This is a genomic window from Pseudomonas sp. NPDC087639, assembly GCF_044743385.1.
Classification (GTDB): domain Bacteria; phylum Pseudomonadota; class Gammaproteobacteria; order Pseudomonadales; family Pseudomonadaceae; genus Aquipseudomonas.
The window spans coordinates 33,976-53,581 of the sequence record NZ_JBIUWI010000024.1 but is presented as its reverse complement, the minus strand read 5'-3'; the positions used below and the strand labels follow the sequence as shown (position 1 = coordinate 53,581).

The 19,606-nt window shown below is 59.9% G+C and carries 16 protein-coding genes and 1 pseudogene; 9 read left to right on the top strand and 8 right to left on the bottom strand.

Annotation, left to right across the window (positions count from 1 at the left end; translation table 11 throughout):
• Positions 1–74: 74 nt before the first annotated feature.
• Positions 75–782 (bottom strand): PolC-type DNA polymerase III, encoded by a 708-nt coding sequence (locus tag ACIOVB_RS12840; protein WP_401268171.1) that lies wholly within the window; start codon positions 780–782, stop codon positions 75–77.
• Positions 779–2,719 (bottom strand): putative nucleotidyltransferase substrate binding domain-containing protein, encoded by a 1,941-nt coding sequence (locus tag ACIOVB_RS12835; protein WP_401268169.1) that lies wholly within the window; start codon positions 2,717–2,719, stop codon positions 779–781. The genes ACIOVB_RS12840 and ACIOVB_RS12835 overlap by 4 nt, the downstream gene beginning before the upstream one ends.
• A 253-nt stretch (positions 2,720–2,972) precedes the next feature.
• Between ACIOVB_RS12835 and ACIOVB_RS12830 the strand changes: the two genes are divergently transcribed.
• A complete protein-coding gene (locus ACIOVB_RS12830) occupies positions 2,973–3,434 on the top strand; it encodes a response regulator (RefSeq protein ID WP_401268167.1) in 462 nt (153 codons plus the stop codon).
• 248 nt (positions 3,435–3,682) lie between these two features.
• Here ACIOVB_RS12830 and ACIOVB_RS12825 read toward each other — a convergent pair whose 3' ends face one another.
• Positions 3,683–5,860 (bottom strand): malate synthase G, encoded by a 2,178-nt coding sequence (locus tag ACIOVB_RS12825; RefSeq protein ID WP_401268164.1) that lies wholly within the window; start codon positions 5,858–5,860, stop codon positions 3,683–3,685.
• Between the two features lie 639 nt (positions 5,861–6,499).
• Between ACIOVB_RS12825 and ACIOVB_RS12820 the strand changes: the two genes are divergently transcribed.
• Entirely contained in the window at positions 6,500–7,018 is a 519-nt protein-coding gene (locus ACIOVB_RS12820; protein WP_187680780.1) for a glycine cleavage system protein R, read from the top strand.
• 222 nt (positions 7,019–7,240) lie between these two features.
• Here the strand turns inward: ACIOVB_RS12820 and rarD are convergent, their stop codons facing one another.
• From rarD to ACIOVB_RS12795, 5 genes are all read right to left on the bottom strand, one after another.
• Complete coding sequence (gene rarD / locus ACIOVB_RS12815) at positions 7,241–8,128, bottom strand: EamA family transporter RarD (protein WP_187680781.1); 888 nt, start codon at positions 8,126–8,128, stop codon at positions 7,241–7,243.
• Positions 8,129–8,289: 161 nt separating this feature from the next.
• Complete coding sequence (locus tag ACIOVB_RS12810; protein WP_187680782.1) at positions 8,290–9,264, bottom strand: serine/threonine protein kinase; 975 nt, start codon at positions 9,262–9,264, stop codon at positions 8,290–8,292.
• 166 nt (positions 9,265–9,430) lie between these two features.
• Complete coding sequence (locus ACIOVB_RS12805; protein ID WP_401268161.1) at positions 9,431–11,332, bottom strand: PhoX family protein; 1,902 nt, start codon at positions 11,330–11,332, stop codon at positions 9,431–9,433.
• Positions 11,333–11,402: 70 nt separating this feature from the next.
• On the bottom strand, positions 11,403–12,167 hold the full coding sequence (locus tag ACIOVB_RS12800; protein WP_187680784.1) for a TOBE domain-containing protein: 765 nt from the start codon (positions 12,165–12,167) through the stop codon (positions 11,403–11,405).
• 192 nt (positions 12,168–12,359) lie between these two features.
• On the bottom strand, positions 12,360–13,100 hold the full coding sequence (locus ACIOVB_RS12795) for a ComF family protein (protein ID WP_401268158.1): 741 nt from the start codon (positions 13,098–13,100) through the stop codon (positions 12,360–12,362).
• A 91-nt stretch (positions 13,101–13,191) separates the two neighbouring features.
• Here ACIOVB_RS12795 and bioB point away from each other — a divergent pair, with 91 nt between their 5' ends.
• From bioB to ACIOVB_RS12760, 7 genes and pseudogenes are all read left to right on the top strand, one after another.
• Entirely contained in the window at positions 13,192–14,247 is a 1,056-nt protein-coding gene (gene bioB / locus ACIOVB_RS12790; RefSeq protein ID WP_064388191.1) for a biotin synthase BioB, read from the top strand.
• A 138-nt stretch (positions 14,248–14,385) separates the two neighbouring features.
• Positions 14,386–15,564 carry an 8-amino-7-oxononanoate synthase gene (gene bioF / locus ACIOVB_RS12785; RefSeq protein ID WP_401268156.1) on the top strand — a complete coding sequence of 393 codons (1,179 nt, stop codon included), beginning with the start codon at positions 14,386–14,388 and terminating at the stop codon, positions 15,562–15,564.
• A complete protein-coding gene (locus ACIOVB_RS12780; protein ID WP_401268154.1) occupies positions 15,557–16,288 on the top strand; it encodes an alpha/beta fold hydrolase in 732 nt (243 codons plus the stop codon). Before bioF ends, ACIOVB_RS12780 begins: the two co-directional genes overlap by 8 nt.
• Entirely contained in the window at positions 16,281–17,093 is an 813-nt protein-coding gene (bioC, locus tag ACIOVB_RS12775; RefSeq protein ID WP_401268151.1) for a malonyl-ACP O-methyltransferase BioC, read from the top strand. Before ACIOVB_RS12780 ends, bioC begins: the two co-directional genes overlap by 8 nt.
• Positions 17,090–17,770, top strand: a complete 681-nt coding sequence (bioD, locus tag ACIOVB_RS12770; RefSeq protein WP_187680789.1) for a dethiobiotin synthase — start codon at positions 17,090–17,092, stop codon at positions 17,768–17,770. The genes bioC and bioD overlap by 4 nt, the downstream gene beginning before the upstream one ends.
• Before the next feature lie 108 nt (positions 17,771–17,878).
• Positions 17,879–18,175: a pyrroloquinoline quinone biosynthesis protein PqqE gene (locus tag ACIOVB_RS12765; protein WP_187680790.1), complete on the top strand. Its 297-nt coding sequence runs from the start codon at positions 17,879–17,881 to the stop codon at positions 18,173–18,175.
• 277 nt (positions 18,176–18,452) lie between these two features.
• Positions 18,453–19,606, top strand: a pseudogene (locus ACIOVB_RS12760) (phenylacyl-CoA dehydrogenase); the annotation flags it as partial.

Below are 19,606 nucleotides of genomic sequence, written 5' to 3'. Positions count from 1 at the left end.
GCGATTCTGGCAGAGGTGGGAATGGTTAGCAATTGGCCACTGGTCGGGTGGGAGGGACGCAGCTCCTACGGGGGTTAGAAAGAGTGGGTTTGTTGCCTGCGCTTCCATTGACTCAACCGCTGCTGCAAATTCAGCGGGCTATGAATCTGCTGCCCCCGCGCCCGACTGAACAGGATCAACGCCAGCTCCGCCGTCGCCAGCGCATCGGCACTCGCGTTGTGCCGCTCGAACACTTCAAGCTTGAACCAGTCGATCCACTCATCCAGCCCGGCCTCGCGAATGTTCGCCTGCGGGCACACCAGCGGCGCAATATCCGCGACATCCAGAAACGTCTGCTGCAACTTGTATCCCAGGTGCTCCTTCAGCGCCCGCCCAAGCATGTGCTGATCGAACGGCGCATGAAACGCCAGCACCGGGCTGTCACCGACAAACTCCATGAACTCCAGCAACGCCTCGGCAGGTTCGCTGCCAGCGGCAATCGCATTCGGCCCCAGCCCATGAATCAACACGCTGGGGCTGAGCTTCAATTCACGACATTGCAGCGTGCGTTCGAACTGCTGGCTGAAATCGATAGCGCCGTCCTCGATCACCACCGCGCCAATCGACAACACTCGATCCTTATTCATATTCAGCCCGGTGGTTTCCAGATCCAGCACCACCCAGCGCTGTTTACGCAGGCTGCATTCGCCCAGCTCAGCGATCGCCGGCAGCTTCTTCAGACGCTGTTGCAGGTCTGCCGGCACCACTGGACTTGCCGGACGCAACCACGAGAACAGGCTCATAGCTGATACCGCAGGCTCAGGCTGCTTTGCAGGCGCTGAGCCTGACGCAAGGATTCGCGCAGGATGCGTCGGTCGAGATGATTGAGGCTGTCGGGATCGACCCGATTGGAATACGGCTGATTCTCCCGGGTCTGGAGCTGATGCTGCTGCATGCGCGTTTGCTGGATGAAGTGATAAGCCTCTTCATAAGCCGCGCCGTCCAGCCGCTCGATGACTTCTTTTTCCACCAGTTGGCGGAAGCGTTCAAGGGTGTTGTTGGCGTCGATGCCGTTGGCCAGCGCGAGCAGGCGCGCGCCATCCACGAACGGCGTCAGGCCCTGGACTTTCAGATCCAGTGTGGCTTTTTCACCGTTCTTGCGCGCCAGCACGAACTCGCGGAAACGCCCGACCGGCGGGCGATTGCGCAAGGCGTTGTCGGCCATCATGCGTTGGAACAAACGGTTGTCGCCGACCTGATCGAGAATCCCCCGGCGCAATTGCGCGCAGCCCTGTTCATCACCCCAGACCACCCGCAGATCGAAATAGATGCTCGAGCCCAGCAGGTTCTCCGGCGTTGCCTCGCGAATAAACGCCGCAAAGCGCCGCGCCCACTCCGCCCGGGACAAACACAGCTCCGGGTTGCCGGCCATGATGTTGCCCTTGCACAGGGTGAAGCCGCACTGCGCCAGGCTCTGGTTGATCTGCTGCGCGATGGGCAGCAGCTTGCCGCGAATCTCCGCCGCGTGCGCGGCATCGCGGGCGTCGAACAGAATGCCGTTGTCTTGATCGGTGTGCAGCGTTTGCTCGCGCCGGCCTTCGCTGCCGAAACACAGCCAACTGAACGGCACGCCGGGGTCGCCTTTTTCGGCGAGGGTCAGTTCGATCACCCGGCACACGGTGTGATCGTTGAGCAGGGTGATGATGTGGGTGATCTGCGTCGACGACGCGCCGTGGGCGAGCATGCGTTCGACCAGTTGGCCGATCTCGCCGCGCAGGGTTACCAGTTGTTCGACGCGCTGGGCGCTGCGGATGGTCCTGGCCAGATGCACCAGATCGACCCGCTGCAAGGAAAACAGATCACGCTCGGACACCACGCCGCACAGGCGCTGATCCTTGACCAGACAAACGTGGGCGATGTGCCGTTCGGTCATGGCAATCGCTGCGTCGAAGGCGCTGTGATCCGGCGAAAGATAGAACGGCGCACGGGTCATGTGGCGTTCAATGGCTTCGCTGAAATCGTCCACCCCTTCGGCCACCACATGGCGCAGATCGCGCAGGGTGAAAATCCCCAGCGGCGCCTTGTGCTCATCCACCGCGACGATGCTGCCGACCTGCTGCTCGTGCATCAATTTCACCGCTTCACGCAGCGGCGTTTCAGGGCTGCACGTCACCGGATGCCGCATCGCGAGCTCACCGAGGCGGGTATTCAGCGAATACTGGGTGCCGAGGGTTTCCACGGCTTTTTGCTGGACTTGCTGGTTGACCTGATCGAGCAGGCTGCTGACCCCGCGCAAGGCAAAATCGCGAAAGATGTTGGACAGGGCGAACAGTTTGATGAACGCCGGTTTGTTCAGTTGCAGGCAGAAGGTATCTTCCCCGGCCAGATGCTCGGTGCGGGTCGCTCGCTCACCCAGCAACGCGGCGAGGGGAAAGCATTCGCCGGTGGTGATTTCAAACGTGGTTTCGGTGCCACCCTTGGCCGTGTGCGGACGCTCGCCGACAACGCGGCCCTGTTTGACGATATAGAAGTGTTCAACCGGGCCATCGGCGGGTTTGATGATGCTCTCGCCCTGGCCGTAGAAGCGCAGCTGACATTGCTCCACCAGATAGGCGAGGTGGGCGTGTTCCATCTGATTGAAGGGCGGGAAGCGCTGGAGGAATTGCAGAGTGCCCTGAATGTTCTGCAACACCGCGGTTTTCCCTGCCTGGGTGAAGGCGTCCGCTTTACTCATAACCATTACCGCAGTCTTTTTCGAATTGTTGTTGTCGGATCGTTGCAGCCATGGTCGACCCCTCTGGCCGGGGTGCCCATTGGACGTAAGTCTAGGTTTGCCATGCCGTTGAGCACATTTGGGAAGAACCCTACAAAAACAGTCGGAAATTCGACCGCTCGGCTATTGGAAAAAAATCCGACGAAGTGCACATTGAAGCTCTGCCTGGCGATGTCTGACGACTGTGCCAGGTGATTGATTTGAAAACGTAGAGAACGCCATGCCCGACCACGATATTTTGAGCGACGCCGAGCGCGAAGCACTCAGCGCTGTGATGCTCGAACCTGATCTGCCTCCGCAGCGAGTCCTGATCGTCGATGACGACAAGGATGCCCGGGAGCTGCTCTCGGAGATTCTGGCGCTCGACGGCATTCGCTGCATGACCGCAGCCAGCGGTGAAACCGCACTGAAGATGTTGGCCGAGAAACCCTCGATCGGGCTGGTGATCACTGATCTGCGCATGGGCAATGTCGATGGCCTGGATCTGATTCGTCAGGTGCGTGAATCGGTAAGGGCGGCGCTGCCGATCATCATCGTTTCCGGCGATGCCGATGTAAAAGACGCCATTGCGGCGATGCACCTGAGCGTGGTGGATTTTCTGCTCAAGCCGATTGATACGGGAAAGTTGCTCGGTCTGGTCAAACACGAATTGGGTATTGAGTCTACTAGCCCCTCACCCTAGCCCTCTCCCAGAAGGAGAGGGGACTGACCGCGGTGGATGTGCAAGGTACACCGACCTGAAATTCCTCAGTCGAACTCCGGTTATGAAAAGCACAAAGATCGGCTCCCTTTCCCCCTCGCCCCCAATGGGGGAGAGGGCTGGGGTGAGGGGGATCGATCTAAAGTCCTCCACAAATCCCCCACACCGCACAAACAAAAAAGCCCTGATCTCTCGATCAGGGCTTTTTCATGTCCGGCATCTACGCAAATTTACAGGCCGTTGGCAGCCTTGAACTCGCGACGACGACGGTGCAGCACCGGCTCGGTGTAACCGTTCGGCTGTTTGGTGCCTTCGATCACCAGTTCGACCGCCGCCTGGAAGGCGATGTTGCTGTCGAAGTTCGGTGCCAGCGGGCGGTACAGCGCGTCGTTGGCGTTCTGACGATCCACCACCGGCGCCATGCGCTTGAGGCTTTCCATCACTTGCGCTTCAGTCACGATGCCGTGGCGCAGCCAGTTGGCGATGTGCTGGCTGGAGATACGCAGCGTTGCGCGGTCTTCCATCAGGCCGACGTCATTGATGTCCGGCACTTTCGAGCAACCCACGCCCTGGTCGATCCAGCGCACCACGTAACCAAGAATGCCCTGGGCGTTGTTGTCCAGTTCGTTCTTGATCTGCTCCGGCGTCCAGTTCGGATTGACTGCCAGCGGGATGGTCAGGATGTCGTCCACCGAAGCGCGGGCACGTTTGGCCAGTTCGGCCTGACGGGCGAACACGTCAACCTTGTGGTAGTGCAACGCGTGCAGCGCGGCGGCGGTCGGCGATGGAACCCAAGCGGTGTTGGCACCGGCCAGTGGATGGGCGATTTTCTGTTCGAGCATCGCGGCCATCAGGTCGGGCATCGCCCACATGCCTTTACCGATTTGCGCACGACCTTGCAGGCCGGTGCTCAGACCGATATCGACGTTCCAGTTCTCGTAGGCGCCGATCCACTTCTCGGCCTTCATGTCGGCTTTGCGCACCATCGGGCCGGCTTCCATGGAGGTGTGGATTTCGTCGCCAGTACGGTCGAGGAAACCGGTGTTGATGAATACCACGCGCTCGCTGGCTGCCTTGATGCAGGCCTTGAGGTTGACCGTGGTGCGGCGCTCCTCGTCCATGATCCCGACTTTCAGCGTGTTGCGTTTCAGGCCCAGCACGTCTTCGATGCGGCCGAACAACTCGTTGGTGAACGCCGCTTCTTCCGGGCCGTGCATCTTCGGTTTAACGATGTAGACGGAACCGGTGCGGGTGTTCTTGCGCGAGGTGTTGCCGTTGAGGTTGTGCATGGCCGCGAGGCAAGTGATCAGACCGTCGAGGATGCCTTCCGGCACTTCGTTGCCTTGGCTGTCGAGGATCGCGTCGATGGTCATCAGGTGACCGACGTTGCGCACGAACAACAGCGAGCGACCATGCAGCGTCACTTCACCGCCATCGACTGTGGTGTAGCTGCGATCCGGGTTCATGGTGCGGGTGAAGGTCTTGCCGCCCTTGGCAACTTCTTCCGACAGATCGCCCTTCATCAGGCCGAGCCAGTTACGGTAGATCACCACCTTGTCGTCGGCATCGACGGCGGCGACGGAGTCTTCGCAGTCCATGATGGTGGTCAGCGCCGCTTCCATCAGGACGTCTTTGACGCCGGCTGCGTCGGTCTGGCCGACCGGGGTGCTGGCGTCGATCTGGATTTCGAAATGCAGACCGTTGTGTTTCAGCAGGACTGCGATTGGCGCGTTGGCGTCGCCCTGGAAACCGATCAACTGAGCGTCGTCGCGCAAGCCGCTGTTGCTGCCGCCCTTGAGGGTGACAATCAGTTTGCCGTCAGCAATTTTGTAGCCGGTGGAGTCGACGTGGGAGCCGGCGGCCAGTGGCGCGGCTTCGTCGAGGAAAGCGCGGGCGAAGGCGATGACTTTATCGCCGCGCACCTTGTTGTAGCCTTTGCCTTTCTCCGCGCCACCTTCTTCGCTGATCGCGTCGGTGCCGTAGAGGGCGTCGTACAACGAACCCCAGCGGGCGTTCGAGGCGTTGAGGGCAAAGCGAGCGTTCATCACCGGTACAACAAGTTGCGGGCCGGCGGTACGGGCGATTTCGTCATCGACGTTTTGCGTCGTTGCCTGGAAATCGGCCGCTTCTGGCAGCAGATAACCGATTTCTTGCAGGAAGGCTTTGTAGGCCACGGCGTCGTGTGACTGACCGGCACGGGACTGGTGCCAGCCGTCGATACGGGCCTGGAAGTCATCGCGTTTGGCGAGTAGGGCTTTGTTCTTCGGTGCCAGGTCGTGAATGACCTTGTCGGCACCTTCCCAGAATTTTTCGGCGGTGAGGCCGGTACCGGGAATGGCTTCGTTGTTCACGAAGTCGAACAGGACTTTGGCGACCTGCAGGCCACCGACTTGAACGTGTTCAGTCATTGCTTGCCTCACTCTGCTCAGCTATTTCGCTTTTCAGCTCTTCAATTTGACAATGAAGCCTCTGGCCATTTAAACCACAAACCTTCCGACCAGTACATGCCATTGCTGGCGGCTGGGCTGGGACCAATCAACGGCTTGGGGCCTTGATGACGGGGCTTTCAGGGTTGCGAACATGCCTTGGGCAGACATCGATTCAGCGTTATGTAGTGCGTGCCGAGGCATACTACATGATGAGTTGCGCTTGTGAAAATCAGACTAATTACGTCGTTCTGCGACCACATGACGCATTGCGGTCACAGCGCGGAACGGGATGTTCTCAAAAAACCATTGGATTGTTCCAGCTAAATATAAAAAGTTGTACACATAAATGCTGTGGGGCTGCTAAGGGATAGTCCGGGTGTACCCGCTTTTGTGGTGAGGGGATTCATCGGAATGCCGCACCACCCCGATCGGCTGCGCAGCAGTCGTGAAACCTGCCTGCACGGTGTATCTGCCAGAAAGCGGGGGGCGGCTTCGCCACCCATCGGGGATAAATCCCCTCGCCACAGGTATGCGCTCACTTGGAGCATTGCTGCTCAATTCCGGGGCTTGCCTATACTTGCCCTTCGATAACAAAAGTCATGACAAGAGGGCTGCGCCATGGACCATCTCGTACTCACCGTCTTCGCTCCGGACAAGCCCGGGCAGGTCGAGCGCATCGCCCAATGCATCGCCGAACATGGCGGTAACTGGCTGGAAAGCCGCATGTCGCGGATGGCCGGGCAGTTCGCCGGGATTCTTCGAGTGGGCGTACCGGCGGAGGCTTACGACGAATTAGTCGATTCCCTACAAGCGCTGTCGGCTCACGGCATTCGTGTGTTGATCGCTGAGAGCGGGATCGAGCAATCCTGCACCTGGAAACCAATCGCCATGGAGTTGGTGGGCAATGATCGTCCGGGAATTGTTCGCGACATCACTCGGCTGCTGAGCGAGCAGGGCGTCAACCTCGAACGGCTTATAACCGAAGTGCGCCCGGCACCGATGAGCAGCGAGCCGTTGTTCCACGCCGAAGCGATTCTCGCGGTGCCGTTGACGCTGTCACTGGATGTGCTGCAATCGCGCCTGGAAACCCTGGCCGATGATTTGATGGTGGAACTGGTGTTACGCACAGACGTTTGAGCGGAGTCAGGTTATCCAGTTTAAAGGTGAGCCTGCCTGTGGATAACCTGTAGAGACTGATCGCCAGCCCACGTCGGCCGTGGCTTTGCTTAAGTTGATCAAAAAACCGCCAACATTCAGTGACTTGCGCACAAACGGCGGGGATCACGCTGTGGATAACCTTGGGAAGGAACGATGCAGGCCACGAGAACCGTGGCCTGTGAGGGTTTGTACGTTTTTTGATCAGGTGCGGCGGCGTAAACTTATCCACGCATCGACGCTGTACACGGCCAGACCGGCCCAGATAAACATGAACGCGATCAGCGTGCTCGACGACAAGTGCTCGCCGAACAGCAGCACCGCTTGCAACAACACCAGTGTCGGTGCGATGTATTGCAGGAAGCCGATGGTGGTATAGGGCAGGTGCCGGGTGGCGGCGTTGAAGCACACCAGCGGTACCAAAGTCACAGGGCCGGCCGCGACCAGCCACCAGGCTTGCGACGTTGTCCAGAATTCCGGTTGAGCGCTGGTCGCGGTCTGATTGAACAGCAACCAGGCGATGGCGATAGGCACCAGCATCCAGGTTTCCACCACCAGCCCCGGCAACGCCTTGACCGGCGCCTGCTTGCGGATCAAGCCATAGAAACCGAAGGTCAACGCCAGCACCAGCGACACCCACGGCAGACTGCCGACCTGCCACACCTGCTGCGCCACACCGACCGCCGCCAGCCCTACCGCGAGCCACTGCATACGCCGCAGACGCTCGCCAAGAATCATCATCCCCAGCAACACGTTCACCAGCGGGTTGATGTAGTAACCGAGGCTCGCTTCAAGCATGCGCCCGTTGTTCACCGACCACACATACGTCAGCCAGTTGGCGGCGATCAGCGTGCCGCTCAACGCCAGAATCGCCAGACGCTTGGGGTTGTCGAGCAATTCGCGCAACCAGCCAGGGTGCTTCCAAACCATCAACAGCAGCGCGCCAAACAGCGCCGACCACAGCACCCGATGGATGATGATCTCGACCGCCGGCACTTCGGCGATGGCTTTGAAGTAAATCGGGAACAGGCCCCAGATGATGTAGGCACTCAGACCCAGAATGTACCCGCGACGCGGGTTGGCGGCTTGCATGCAGAATCCTTGCTTAGGCAGCTAACAAAGCAGGGATTGTAAGGAGGTTGTATAGATGTGTCGTGTCAGAAAGGAAAAAGATCGCAGCCTTCGGCAGCTCCTACAGGGGAAATGTATTCCAGGGTAGGAGCTGCCGAAGGCTGCGATCTTTTGATCTTTAATCAGAAAAGTTTCAGTGGCTCTTCATTCAGTGCCGAAAGCTGCTCACGCAACGCCAGCACCTGATCGCCCCAGTAGCGCTCAGTCCCGAACCACGGAAAGCTGTGCGGGAACGCCGGGTCATCCCAGCGCCGCGCCAGCCAGGCGCTGTAGTGCATCAGACGCAACGCGCGTAGCGGCTCGATCAGCGCCAGTTCGCGCGGATCGAAATCGTGGAATTCGTTGTAGCCGTCCATCAGTTCCGACAATTGCCCCATGCATTCCTGCCGGTCACCGGCGAGCATCATCCAGATGTCCTGCACCGCCGGGCCCATGCGGCAGTCGTCGAGGTCGACGATGTGGAACATCTCGTCGCGGCACATCATGTTGCCGGGGTGGCAGTCGCCGTGCATACGGATGTTCTGGTGTGGCGTGGCGGCGTACACATCTTCCACGCGCTTGAGCAAGTCACGGGCGACGGACTCGTAGGCCGGCAGCAGGCTTTTGGGGATGAAGTTGCCTTCGAGCAAAGTGGTCAGCGAGGCATGGCCGAAGTTTTTCACGCCCAGCGCTTCGCGGTGTTCGAAGGGCTTGGTCGCGCCGACCGCATGAATGCGCCCGAGCAACTGGCCGAGGCGATACAACTGATCAAGATTGCCCGGCTCTGGCGCCCGACCGCCACGGCGGGGAAACAGGGTAAAGCGGAAGCCAGCGTGCTCGTGCAGGGTTTCGCCGTTGTGGATCAGCGGCGCGACCACCGGGATCTCGACGTCGGCCAGTTCAAAGGTGAACTTGTGTTCTTCGAGGATGGCTTCGTTGGTCCAGCGCTGCGGACGATAGAACTTGGCGATCAGCGGTTCGGAGTCTTCGATGCCGACCTGATAGACGCGGTTTTCGTAGCTGTTGAGCGCCAGAATGCGCGCATCGCTCAGGAACCCGATGCTTTCGACGGCATCGAGTACAAGGTCTGGTGTAAGGGTTTCAAACGGGTGGGCCATGCTGACTCCTGCGCGCAGCAGGCTGCCGCGTCCGGCCCAGCATGGTAGCGCAGATGGCAGCGGGGAAGTTGGTTGGTGTCTTTGCTGACGCCATCGCTGGCAAGCCAGCTCCCACATTTGGAATGCGATCCCCTGTGGGAGCGAGCCTGCTCGCGAAAGCGGTCTATCAGGCGCCGACGATTCCGCCATCTTCTCGGCTAATCGCCATCACCGAAGACCGCGGCTTGCCATTCGGCAAATGCTCAGGGAAGGTCGACCCGCCGTTCTCTCCCGGATGCTGGATCCCGACAAACAACGTCTTCTGATCCGGCGAGAAGCTGATCCCGGTCACTTCACAACCAATCGGCCCGACCAAGAACCGGCGAATCTCCCCGGTCTTTGGATCGGCGCAGAGCATCTGGTTGTTACCCATCCCGGCGAAATCCCCGGCATTGCTCGAATCGCCGTCAGTCAGAATCCACAACCGCCCAGCCTTGTCGAAGCCCAGACCATCGGGGCTGTTGAACATGTTTTGCGGGGTGATATTCGACGAACCAGCCTTCGGCGTGCCGGCATGCACGCCCGGGTTGCCGGCGACCACGAACAAATCCCATGAGAACGTCTTCGACGCATGATCGTCGCGGTCGGTGCGCCAGCGCAGAATCTGCCCATAGACGTTCTTCTCGCGCGGGTTCGGCCCGCCCACCGGTTGGCCATCCTCGCCGCGTTTGGCGTTGTTGGTCAGGGTGCAATAAACCTGGCCGTCTTTCGGACTGACCACGATCCATTCCGGGCGGTCCATGCGCGTGGCGCCAACGACACTGGCAGCGAGGCGCGCGTGGATCAGCACTTCGGCCTGATCGGCGAAACCGCTGCTGGCGTCGATGCCGTTCTTGCCGTGGGTCAGTTCGATCCACTGGCCCTGGCCTTTCGGGTGGTCGGGATTGCTGTCGCCGTTATCGAACTTCGCCACGTACAGCGTGCCGTGATCGAGGATGTCGCGGTTGGCTTTGGCGTTGCGGTGGTTGATGCGGTCGCGGCTGACGAACTTGTAGATGAACTCGCCACGCTCATCGTCGCCCATGTACACCACGGCGCGGCCGTCGTCGGTTTCGGCCAGAGCAGCGTTTTCATGCTTGAAACGGCCCAGCGCAGTGCGTTTGACCGGGGTCGACTGCGGATCGAACGGGTCGATCTCGACCACCCAGCCGTGACGGTTGAGTTCGTTAGGGTTTTTGGCCATGTCGAAGCGCGGATCAAACGGATGCCAGTTGATCTCGCGGCTGGCGGCCGAGACGCCGTAGCGTTTCTGCGCCGGGTCGAATTGCTGCTGGGCGTTGCTGCTGCCGAAGCAGTCGGTGAAGTTCTCTTCGCAGGTCAGATACGTGCCCCACGGGGTTTTACCGTTGGCGCAGTTCTGGAACGTACCGAGGACTTTTTTGCCGTGCTTGTCGGCGCTGGTTTTCATCAAGTCATGGCCAGCGGCCGGGCCACCGATGCGCAGCGGCGAATTGCCGTGGATGCGACGGTTGTAGCGCGAGCCCTGGACGAACTGCCACTGACCGTTTCTGCGCTGCACTTCAATCACCGACACGCCTTCGCAGGCCAGCGCCTTGCGCACGTCTTCGGCCGATTGCGGCATGCCGCCATGCGGGTAGAGGTAGCGGTAGTTGGTGTATTCGTTGTTGATGGCCATCAACGCGCGGTTTCTGTCGTCGGGGAATTCGAACAGGCTCATACCGTCGTTGTTGTCGCCGAACTGCACTTCCTGTGCGGCAGCGGTGCCATTGCCGCTCGGGTCGAAAGCCGGGCCGTTCTTTTGCAACGGCTGGCCCCAACTGATCAACACCGAGGATTTGTAGCCCTTGGGCAGGCTGATGACGTCGGTGGTCGCCGCCGGAATGCTCTCGAAGCCGAGCAAACGGCTGTTGCCGGCGCTGACACCCGCAGCCAGTGCGCTGCGGGTCAGCAGGTTGCCACCGAGAAACATCGCCGCGCCGCACAGCGCGCCGGCGCTGATGAAACCGCGACGGCTGAGGCCGACCATTTTTTCCAGATCAGTGGATTGGTTTTCTTCTAATAGGCTCACATCAGGCTCCCTGCTAGGTTTTGGCAGCTACCTTAATGAGCGTCGATGACGCTTTCGTTGCAGGGGCAGATTAAAGCGGTGTGCCGATCAGCACGTTGGACGGCGAAAACTGCACCTGCACCGGTTGTTCGACGGTCAGCCCGCGAGTGCGCAAATCGATCGGCTCGGCCAGCGCGCAGAGAGTGTGGCCGTTGGGCAGGGAGATACGCACTTCGCTGGGGCCGTCTTCAGCGTCGAGAATCGCTTCGATGGTGCCCTTGAGAAGATTGTGTCCGGACGTTGCCGGTTGATCGCTGGCGAGCAATTCGAGCCAGCCGGCCTTGATCAGCGCCACCACTTCGGTGCCGTTTTGCAGCTCAAGATGAAGGGTGCTGTCGTGGGTGATTTGCGCGTCAAGGCACAGGCCCTCGGCCAGTTGCAGGCGGATCAGGTCATTGCGTCCCTGGCTTTCGATCGCCACGACTTTGCCGTGCAACTGGTTGCGCGCGCTTGTGCGCAGCATCAAGCGACCGAGCAGATCAAGGTCGCTGGCATCTTCAGCCGCTTCCAGCACTTGGGCCTGCAAGGCTTGCAGCTTTTGATAGAGGCGCAACACCCGCTCGCCTTCGCTGGAGAGTCTGGCGCCGCCGCCGCCCTTGCCGCCGACCGCACGTTCGACCAGCGGTTTCTGCGCGAGGTTGTTCAGCTCATCGATAGCGTCCCACGCCGCTTTGTAACTCAGGCCTGCGCTTTTCGCAGCACGGGTGATCGAGCCCTGTTCGGCGATATGTTGCAACAGGGCAATACGCTGCGGACGGCGGACGATGTGCTGGGACAACAGGGTGGGCAGGGACATGAATGGATGCTTTTTTTGCTGTGGCTGTGGGAGTTGAAGTTGGCCGCTTGCGACGCGCGAGTCAAGCCGGACAAAGATCCCTGTAGGAGTGAGCCTGCTCGCGATAGCGGTGGATCAGCCACCATGGATGTTGGCAGTGATGACGCTATCGCGAGCAGGCTCACTCCCACAGGGAGTTGCAGTGTTCTCAAGTCAGGTGGCATCACCCGGTTTTGGAGTGCGGGCCAGGCAATACACGTCGACTCTTGCAGCGCCCGCATCCCTTAGCAATCGAGCGAGAGCGCGGGTGGTCGCTCCAGTGGTCAGCACATCATCAATCAACGCCAGATGCCGGCCTTTGACGTCTGCATCCGGCGCCAGGGCGAAGGCACTACGCAGATTTTGCTTGCGCGCCTTGGCATCGAGTTCCTGCTGGGCGTTGGTGTCCTTGATTCTTCGCAGTACGTTTTCCTCGCACGGCAAATCCAACTGCCGGCTCAACCACCGCGCCAACATCGCCGCTTGATTGAACCCACGCTGACGCAGACGTTTGCTGGCCAGTGGCACCGGCAACAACATATCCGGGCGCGGCAAATCTTCATCGAAGCGATATAGCAGGTATTGTCCGAGAACGTCGGCGAGCAGGTGACCAAACGGCCATTTTGCGTTGTGTTTAAAACGCGTAATCAAACTGTCCACCGGGAAGCTATAAAGCCAGGGCACGGCGACCTGTTCGAACGCCGGCGGCTCTAGCAGGCACTCGCCACAGGTCAGGCCCGCTGCGGGAAGTGGCAGGGCGCAGGTCTGACAGTGGTCGCCGAGCCAGGGCAATTCGGTTTCACAGGGGACGCAGATTGGCGTTTCTGCATCTACCGGTTCATCGCACAGCAAACAGGTCTGTACGTTTTTTAAACAGATGTAAACCTGTCCTTCGTATCGTGGTTGACAGCGCATGACTCTTCCTTAAATATGCCGAACATCCGTGTAGCGCCTGTGGGTATTCCGTTTACCCACACGCCAGCCAAGCATAACCAAGGAAATACCCATGAGCGCGAGCACCACCGCCACCCTGCGTCACGATTGGTCATTGGCCGAAGTCAAAGCACTCTTCGTACAGCCATTCAACGACTTGCTGTTTCAGGCACAGACGGTGCACCGCGCCCATTTCAACGCCAACCGCGTTCAGGTTTCCACACTGCTATCGATCAAGACCGGCGCCTGCCCGGAAGACTGCAAATACTGTCCGCAGTCCGGTCACTACAACACTGGCCTGGAAAAAGAAAAGTTGATGGAGGTGCAGAAAGTCCTCGAAGAGGCTGCCCGCGCCAAAGCCATCGGCTCGACCCGTTTCTGCATGGGCGCGGCGTGGAAACATCCGTCGGCCAAAGACATGCCTTACGTGCTGAAGATGGTTGAAGGCGTGAAAGCCATGGGCCTGGAAACCTGCATGACCCTCGGACGTCTCGATCAGGACCAGACCGAAGCGCTGGCCAAGGCCGGTCTTGATTACTACAACCACAACCTCGACACCTCGCCTGAGTTCTACGGCAGCATCATCACCACCCGCACTTACAGCGAGCGCCTGCAAACCCTGGCCTACGTGCGTGAATCGGGGATGAAGATTTGCTCCGGCGGCATTCTCGGCATGGGCGAGTCGCTCGATGACCGCGCCAATCTGCTGATCCAGTTGGCCAACCTGCCGGAGCATCCGGAATCGGTGCCGATCAACATGCTGGTGAAAGTCGCCGGTACGCCGCTGGAAAATGCCGAAGACATCGACCCGTTCGACTTCATCCGCATGCTCGCCGTGGCGCGCATCCTCATGCCGCAATCCCATGTGCGCCTGTCCGCCGGCCGCGAAGCGATGAACGAACAGATGCAGGCCCTGGCGTTCTTCGCGGGTGCCAACTCGATTTTCTACGGCGACAAGTTGTTGACCACCGCCAACCCGCAGGCGGACAAGGACATGCAACTGTTCGCGCGCCTGGGCATTCAACCGGAAGCCCGCGAAGAACATGCCGATGAAGTGCATCAGGCTGCCATCGAGCAGGCGTTGGTGGAGCAGAAGAGCAGCGAGCAGTTCTACAACGCCGCGGTGTGAATTTTTTGATGCGATACAAACCCCTGTAGGAGCTGCCGCAGGCTGCGATCTTTTGATCTGGTTTTAAAAACCAAAGTCAAAAGATCGCAGCCTGCGGCAGCTCCTACAGGAGGATATTTTTCAAATTGTGAGGCCTGCATGTCTTTCGATCTCGCCGCACGCCTTGCTGCCCGCCGTGCCGAAAATCTCTATCGGCAGCGGCCGCTGCTCGAATCCCCGCAGGGGCCTGAAGTGGTGGTCGACGGTCAGCCGTTGCTGGCGTTCTGCAATAACGACTACCTGGGCCTGGCCAATCACCCGCAAGTCATCGAAGCCTGGCGCGCCGGTGCCGAACGCTGGGGCGTGGGCGGTGGTGCGTCGCACCTGGTGATCGGCCACAGCGGCCCGCATCACGCCTTGGAAGAAGCGCTGGCCGATCTCACCGGTCGCCCGCGTGCGCTGCTGTTTACCACCGGTTACATGGCCAACCTCGGCGCGGTCACGGCGCTGGTCGGGCAGGGCGACACGGTGCTGGAAGACCGGCTCAATCACGCTTCGTTGCTCGATGCAGGGTTGTTGTCCGGCGCGCGTTTCAATCGTTACCTGCACAACGATGCCGACAGTCTGGCCAAGCGCCTGGAGAAAGCCACCGGCAATACATTAGTGGTCACCGACGGCGTGTTCAGCATGGACGGCGATATTGCCGATTTGCCGGCGCTGGCCCGTGAGGCCAAGGCCAAAGGCGCGTGGCTGATGGTCGACGATGCGCACGGTTTCGGCCCGCTGGGCGCCAATGGCGGTGGCATCGTCGAGCACTTCGGCTTGAGCCAGGACGATGTGCCGGTGCTGGTCGGCACCCTCGGCAAAGCCTTCGGCACGGCCGGTGCGTTTGTCGCCGGCAGCGAAGAGCTGATCGAAAGCCTGATCCAGTTCGCTCGGCCCTACATCTACACCACCAGCCAGCCGCCGGCACTGGCCTGCGCAACGCTGAAAAGCCTTGAGTTGCTGCGCGGCGAACATTGGCGACGCGAGCATTTGCAGACGTTGATCCGGCAGTTCCGCCACGGCGCCGAACAGATCGGTCTGGAGCTGATGGACAGCTTCACGCCGATCCAGCCGATCATGATCGGCGACGCTGGTCGCGCGGTGCGTCTGTCGCAAATGCTGCGTGAGCGTGGGCTGATGGTCACTGCAATCCGTCCGCCGACCGTACCCGCCGGCAGTGCGCGACTGCGGGTGACCCTGACCGCCGCCCACAGTGAGGCGCAGGTACAGCTATTGTTGGAAGGACTGGCCGATTGCTTTGCCCAACTGTCGTCGGAGCCAAGCCATGCGTGATCGCCTGATTCTGCTGCCCGGCTGGGGCCTCGGTGTTTCGCCGATGGAACCCTTGGCCGCCGCATTGCAAGGCCTCGACGAACACCTGCATGTCGAGATAGAGCCGTTGCCGGAGCTCGACTCCAGTGACCTGCGAGACTGGCTCGATGAGCTCGACGAGCGAATTCCTCAAGACGCGTGGCTCGGCGGTTGGTCGCTGGGTGGCATGCTCGCCTCCGAATTGGCGGCGCGTCGGGGCGAACGTTGCTGTGGGTTGCTGACGCTGGCGAGTAATCCTTCTTTCGTCGCCCATGAGCAGTGGCCGAGCGCGATGCCCGGCGAGACATTCGATGCGTTTCTTGCCGGATGTACAGCTGATCCCCGGATGACCCTCAAACGATTTTCTTTGCTGTGTGCCCAAGGCGCGCAAGACCCGCGTGGCTTGTCTCGGCTGTTACTTGGCGCTGCTCCCAGTGCTGCGCCGGCAACACTGATGGCCGGGCTGGAGCTGCTCGCGCAACTGGACACGCGCGAAGCCTTGCAGGCGTTTCGCGGCCCGCAGTTGCATCTGTTCGCCGGGCAGGACGGATTGGTGCCGGCAGAGGCGGCGGGCGAATTGTTCGCCCTGTTGCCGGATATCGAAATTGGTCTGATCGAACAGGCCAGCCATGCGTTTCTTCTGGAAGACCCCCATGGAGTGGCGGGTGCAATCCAGGCTTTTTTACATGAGTGCGGTGATGACTGATTTGTCCCTTGTTGCGCTGCCCGGTGGCTTGCCTGACAAGCGCCAGGTCGCGGCCTCTTTCTCCCGCGCGGCGGCCAGCTACGACAGTGTCGCCGAGTTGCAACGTGATGTCGGTACACAGTTGCTGCAGCGCTTGCCGATGGATTTTGTACCGGCGCGTTGGCTGGACATGGGTTGCGGCACCGGTTATTTCACTCGCACATTGGCCGAGCGTTTTGCCGATGGACAAGGGCTGGCGCTGGATATCGCCGAGGGCATGCTTGACCACGCCCGTCCGTTGGGCGGCGCTGAGCATTTCATCGCCGGTGATGCGGAACGTCTGCCGTTGCAGGATTCGACCTGTGATTTGATCTTCTCCAGCTTGGCGGTGCAGTGGTGTGCGAATTTCGATGCGGTGCTCAGCGAAGCTTTTCGCGTGCTGAAACCGGGCGGTGTTTTCGCGTTTGCTAGTCTTTGTGTTGGAACGTTGTACGAATTGCGTGACAGCTGGCGTCAGGTCGATGGTCTGGTACACGTCAACCGCTTCCGCGAGTTCGCCCGTTATGAACAGTTGTGTGCGGCCAGTGGTTTGCGCACAGTGAGTCTGGAGAAGCAGGCGCATGTGCTGCATTACCCCGATGTGCGCAGTCTGACCCATGAATTGAAGGCATTGGGTGCGCACAATCTGAACCCCGGGCGCCCGGGCGGATTGACCGGGCGGGCGCGGATTCTGGGACTGGTCGAGGCTTACGAGCAATTCCGTCAGGCACAGGGACTGCCGGCGACTTATCAAGTGGTTTATGCCGTGTTGGAGAAACCCGTATGAGCGCAGCCTATTTCATCACCGGAACGGACACCGACGTCGGCAAAACCACCGTCGCTGCTGGATTACTGCACGCGGCGCGCTCGGCAGGCTTGAGTACAGCGGCGGGCAAACCGGTCGCCTCCGGTTGCGAAGTCACGCCTAAAGGATTGCGCAACGCTGATGCGTTGGCGCTGTTGGCCGAGTGCTCATTGCCACTGAGTTATCAACAGGTCAATCCGGTGGCGTTCGAACCGGCGATTGCGCCGCATCTGGCGGCGCGCGAGGCGGGTGTCGCGCTGACGGTGCAATCGTTGTTGGCGCCGATGCGCGAGATTCTGGCGATGAATGCCGATTTCACTTTGATCGAAGGGGCGGGCGGCTGGCGGGTGCCGCTGGCGGATCAGGATAATCTTTCGGATCTGGCCATTGCGCTGAAGCTGCCGGTGATTCTGGTGGTCGGCGTGCGGTTGGGTTGTATCAGTCATGCGCTGCTGACGGCCGAGGCGATTGCCCGGGATGGCCTGCAACTGGCGGGGTGGGTGGCGAATATCATCGATCCGAAGACATCGCGACTGGAGGAAAACCTGGCAACACTGGCCGAGCGGATTCCGGCGCCGTGCCTGGGGCGGGTGCCGAAATTGAAAGCGATGAGCGCTGAGGCCGTGGCTGAACATTTGCAACTGGATCTGCTCGACTAAGCTTTTAACTATGAACAGGCACTGTGCCATTAGTGTTTTTGACGGGTGTTTTTCTGGCGCCTCTGGTTCAATGGCGGCAATTGATCCTTCCCAAGGATGAGAACTGTTATGGAAATCTCCGGTAACACAGCTTTTTATGCGGGTTTGAGCTCCATTCAGACCGGGCAGAATCGCGTCGATCAGGCAGCCAGCCAGATCGCCAATAACACCATCGAACGTTCAGTTACCAGCCAGTCTTCCGAAGTACAGGTTGATCGTCTGCGTGGCGTGGATCGCAGCCAGCAGTCAGATTTGGCCAGTAACATGGTCGAGATGTCTCAGGGCAAGATTCAGGCAGAGCTGGGTGTGAAAGTCGCCAAAGCATCCGATGAAATGCTTGGCACGATTATCGACACGTTCGCCTGATTTTTTAAGCTCCGTGCATGTTAAACGCCGCGCCTTGTCGCGGCGTTTTTCGTTCTAAGTCCTTCTCTCTCAACTAATCTTTATTTATCGCCCCGTGGCTCGTTCGAGCCCATGGCGGTTTGTTGTGTCCGGCGTTTGAAAAATGCGATGACGAACGGCAAAAGATCGACGCTTGACAAGATTTCGGCGTAAACGTATGTTTCAAACAACTGTTTGACCGTCACAACAAATCAACACGGTCGTTCATTCCCGGTTACATCAGCAGAGGTTTATCGCTATGCCTGACTACAAGGCCCCCTTGCGTGATATTCGCTTCGTTCGTGACGAACTGCTCGGCTACGAAGCGCACTATCAGAGCCTCCCGGCTTGCGCAGACGCAACTCCGGACATGGTTGACGCCATTCTCGAAGAAGGCGCCAAGTTTTGTGAGCAGGTACTGGCGCCGCTGAACCGCGTGGGCGACATCGAAGGGTGCACCTGGAGCGAGTCCGGCGTGAAAACCCCGACTGGCTTCAAAGAGGCTTACAAGCAATTCGTTGAAGGCGGCTGGCCAAGCCTTGCCCATGACGTCGAGCACGGCGGTCAAGGTCTGCCTGAGTCGCTGGGTCTGGCGGTCAGCGAAATGGTTGGCGAAGCCAACTGGTCGTGGGGCATGTACCCAGGCCTGTCGCACGGCGCGATGAACACCATTTCCGAGCACGGCACCCCTGAGCAGCAAGAAGCCTATCTGACCAAACTGGTTTCCGGCGAGTGGACCGGCACCATGTGCCTGACCGAACCGCACTGCGGCACCGACCTGGGCATGCTGCGCACCAAGGCCGAACCTCAGGCCGACGGTTCCTACAAAGTTTCCGGCACCAAGATCTTCATCTCGGCCGGTGAACACGACATGGCCGACAACATCGTCCACATCGTACTGGCCCGCCTGCCGGACGCACCGGCTGGCACCAAAGGCATTTCCCTGTTCATCGTTCCAAAGTTCATGCCGAATGCCGATGGCACCGTTGGTGCGCGCAATGCTGTGACCTGCGGTTCGCTGGAACACAAGATGGGCATCCACGGCAACGCTACTTGCGTGATGAACTTCGACGGCGCCACCGGTTACCTGATCGGCCCGGCGAACAAAGGTCTGAACTGCATGTTCACCTTTATGAACACCGCACGTCTGGGCACCGCGCTGCAAGGTCTGGCCCACGCCGAAATCGGCTTCCAGGGCGGCCTGAAATACGCTCGCGATCGTCTGCAAATGCGCTCCCTGACTGGCCCGAAAGCGCCGGACAAAGCCGCTGACCCGATTATCGTGCACCCTGACGTACGCCGCATGCTGTTGACCATGAAGGCATTCGCCGAAGGCAACCGTGCGATGGTGTACTTCACCGCCAAACAGGTCGATATCGTCAAATACGGCGTGGACGAAGAAGAGAAGAAGAA

Bases quoted from the DNA above. Each gene is read 5' to 3' on its own strand.
- ACIOVB_RS12780 (WP_401268154.1), top strand. From the start codon at position 15,557: ATGCGTGATCGCCTGATTCTGCTGCCCGGCTGGGGCCTCGGTGTTTCG.
- bioD (WP_187680789.1), top strand. From the start codon at position 17,090: ATGAGCGCAGCCTATTTCATCACCGGAACGGACACCGACGTCGGCAAA.
- ACIOVB_RS12765 (WP_187680790.1), top strand. From the start codon at position 17,879: ATGGAAATCTCCGGTAACACAGCTTTTTATGCGGGTTTGAGCTCCATT.
- ACIOVB_RS12820 (WP_187680780.1), top strand. From the start codon at position 6,500: ATGGACCATCTCGTACTCACCGTCTTCGCTCCGGACAAGCCCGGGCAG.
- ACIOVB_RS12810 (WP_187680782.1), bottom strand. From the start codon at position 9,264: ATGGCCCACCCGTTTGAAACCCTTACACCAGACCTTGTACTCGATGCC.
- bioC (WP_401268151.1), top strand. From the start codon at position 16,281: ATGACTGATTTGTCCCTTGTTGCGCTGCCCGGTGGCTTGCCTGACAAG.
- bioF (WP_401268156.1), top strand. From the start codon at position 14,386: ATGTCTTTCGATCTCGCCGCACGCCTTGCTGCCCGCCGTGCCGAAAAT.
- ACIOVB_RS12835 (WP_401268169.1), bottom strand. From the start codon at position 2,719: ATGGTTATGAGTAAAGCGGACGCCTTCACCCAGGCAGGGAAAACCGCG.
- rarD (WP_187680781.1), bottom strand. From the start codon at position 8,128: ATGCAAGCCGCCAACCCGCGTCGCGGGTACATTCTGGGTCTGAGTGCC.
- bioB (WP_064388191.1), top strand. From the start codon at position 13,192: ATGAGCGCGAGCACCACCGCCACCCTGCGTCACGATTGGTCATTGGCC.
- ACIOVB_RS12795 (WP_401268158.1), bottom strand. From the start codon at position 13,100: ATGCGCTGTCAACCACGATACGAAGGACAGGTTTACATCTGTTTAAAA.
- ACIOVB_RS12830 (WP_401268167.1), top strand. From the start codon at position 2,973: ATGCCCGACCACGATATTTTGAGCGACGCCGAGCGCGAAGCACTCAGC.
- ACIOVB_RS12825 (WP_401268164.1), bottom strand. From the start codon at position 5,860: ATGACTGAACACGTTCAAGTCGGTGGCCTGCAGGTCGCCAAAGTCCTG.
- ACIOVB_RS12840 (WP_401268171.1), bottom strand. From the start codon at position 782: ATGAGCCTGTTCTCGTGGTTGCGTCCGGCAAGTCCAGTGGTGCCGGCA.
- ACIOVB_RS12800 (WP_187680784.1), bottom strand. From the start codon at position 12,167: ATGTCCCTGCCCACCCTGTTGTCCCAGCACATCGTCCGCCGTCCGCAG.